The 2,454-nt window shown below is 42.3% G+C and carries 2 protein-coding genes; both read left to right on the plus strand.

All coding sequences use genetic code 11. The features are described from left to right. On the plus strand, positions 1–495 hold a 495-nt coding region (gene ku, locus RTP52_RS04695), incomplete at its 5' end, for a non-homologous end joining protein Ku (protein ID WP_312369521.1). Between the two features lie 3 nt (positions 496–498). Beyond that, positions 499–2,454, plus strand: a 1,956-nt coding sequence (gene ligD / locus RTP52_RS04700) for a DNA ligase D (RefSeq protein ID WP_312369522.1), incomplete at its 3' end; no start/stop codon positions are given.

Below are 2,454 nucleotides of genomic sequence, written 5' to 3' on the forward strand. Positions count from 1 at the left end.
TTTGCACAATTAAACCAGATTTCACCCGTCTACTATGAGAAGACCTATCAGGCTGTACCTGAGGCAGGGGGTGAAAAAGCCTTCGAATTGCTCCGATCAGCATTGATGGCGGAACAAAAGATTGCCATTGGCAAGACTGTTATGGGCACAAAGGATACATTAATGGCGATTATCCCCAGAGAGGACGGAATCCTTATTTCCACGATGTTTTATGGCGATGACATCAAAGCGCTTCAAAAACAGTATACGAAGCCTGATGTAAACGAGCAGGAGTTTAATATGGCAAAATTATTGATCAATTCGATGGATACGCCTTTTGATCCATCAAAATATAAAGACGAATACCAGGAGAGACTACGTGGCCTTATTGAGACAAAAATTTCTGGTAAGGAGGTTGTCGCTGCAGAACCTGAAAGTGCAGGCAAAGTAATCGACCTCATGGAGGCTCTCAAAGCTAGTGTTGAGAAAGCTCAGAAAGACAAGGAAACGGCGTAATTTATGACTGCAAAACTAAACGAGTACAACCAAAAAAGGAACTTTGAAAAAACCTTAGAGCCAGAAGGAAAAACAGAAGATTCTGAAGAAAGTCTGAGATTTGTCGTTCAGCACCATATGGCCCGCAAAGAACACTATGATTTGCGATTGGAATGGAATGAAGTTCTTCTTAGTTGGGCGGTACCCAAGGGTCCCTCCTATAATACACATGATAAGAGACTTGCTGTACAGGTGGAAGACCATCCTTTGGAATATAGGAACTTTGAGGGGACTATTCCCAAAGGGGAATACGGCGGTGGAGTAGTCATGCTATGGGATGAAGGATTCTGGGAACCTCAAGGGAATGTAGAAGAAGGGCTCCGTGAAGGTATGCTCAAATTTGTTATAAAAGGAAAACGGCTCAAAGGGAAGTGGGCCTTGGTCCGGTTGAAAGCAAAGGCCGGAGAGGCAAAGGATAACTGGCTTTTATTGAAAGAAAAAGATGAGTATGTTAAAAATGCGGATGGGATATCCGAATTTAACACCAGTATCAGAACTGGACGAACCATGAAGGAAATTGAAGAAGGGGAAGATGAAAAAATGATAAAGAACCCCTTCAGTATGGTAGATGCTCAGCTCGCCAAATTAGTTCATATGGTACCTGAGGGTGAAGATTGGCTCTTTGAGTTAAAATATGACGGCTATAGGATTATTGCGTTTGTGGAAGGAAACAGTGTACGTCTAATCACCAGAAACGGTAATGATTATATGATGCGGTTTCATGATGTTGCCACTTCACTTGTTGACCTTGCAAAGGGAAGGGCGATGGTGCTTGATGGAGAAATGGCAGTTATTGACCCATCGGGTAAGACCGATTTTCAAGCCCTCCAGAACTACATGAAAAACCCCAAGGCCCAAAATCTGACCTATATTGTTTTTGATCTTCTTGCACTTGATGGTGAGGATCTTCGACAATACCCTTTGATTAAGAGAAAAGAAATGCTTGAAACTTTGATGAAAGATGCCCCCAAAAACCTCTACTACAGCCGCTATGTCAAAGGAATCGGAAAGGAAAGTTTTGCAGTAGCCTGTGAGGCAGGTATGGAAGGGATTGTAGGCAAAAAAGCAGATTCCGTCTACAGCGGAACCAGGAATGGTGACTGGATTAAACTCAAATGTGATTACAGGCAGGAATTTGTCATCGGAGGATATACACTTTCTGACAAAAAAGCATGGGGGATAAGTTCCCTTCTCCTTGGTTTCTATGAAGATGGGGAATTGGTCTTTGCAGGACGTGCCGGTACCGGGTTAAGCGAGTCGGATATGAAAACACTTGAGAAAAAATTTGAGAACATAAAGAGGATGGATTCGGCTTTCAAAATTTCACCTAGTCCTAAGTCCAACGAAAATATTACATGGCTAGAACCTGAACTGGTAGCAGAAATCAAATTTGCCGAATGGACAAAAGAGAATCTATTAAGGCAAGCAAGCTTCAAAGGTATTCGTACAGATAAGGATCCTATGGATATAAAAATGGAAAAATCGGAGGATGAAACACCACCACAATACTCCAAACAAGAAGTGGAGAAGCCAATGGAAGTAAATGCAAACAGCATTATTATCGAAGGAATAAAAATTAGTAATCCGGATAAAGTGATGTTTGAGGAACCTGTAATCACCAAAGCAGATGTGGTTCGGTATTATGAAAAGATTTCGGAGCGTATGCTGCCGTATGTGAGTCATAGGATTCTCAGCCTTGTACGCTGTCCAAAAGGCATATCCCAGACATGCTTCTATAAGAAGCATCCTGGTGCGGGCAGTAAAGGAGTTATCACAATTCCCATTACTACCAGCAGTGGGGAAACAGAGGATTACTTCTATATTGAGAATATCACCGGGTTAATATCTGAAGTGCAGATGGGTTCACTAGAATTTCATACCTGGGGAAGCAGTATCGACGAGCTTGAAAAGCCTGATGTG

The sequence above is a fragment of the Lachnoclostridium sp. genome, from assembly GCF_031997925.1.
In the GTDB taxonomy this organism is placed as follows: domain Bacteria; phylum Bacillota; class Clostridia; order Lachnospirales; family Lachnospiraceae; genus Lachnoclostridium.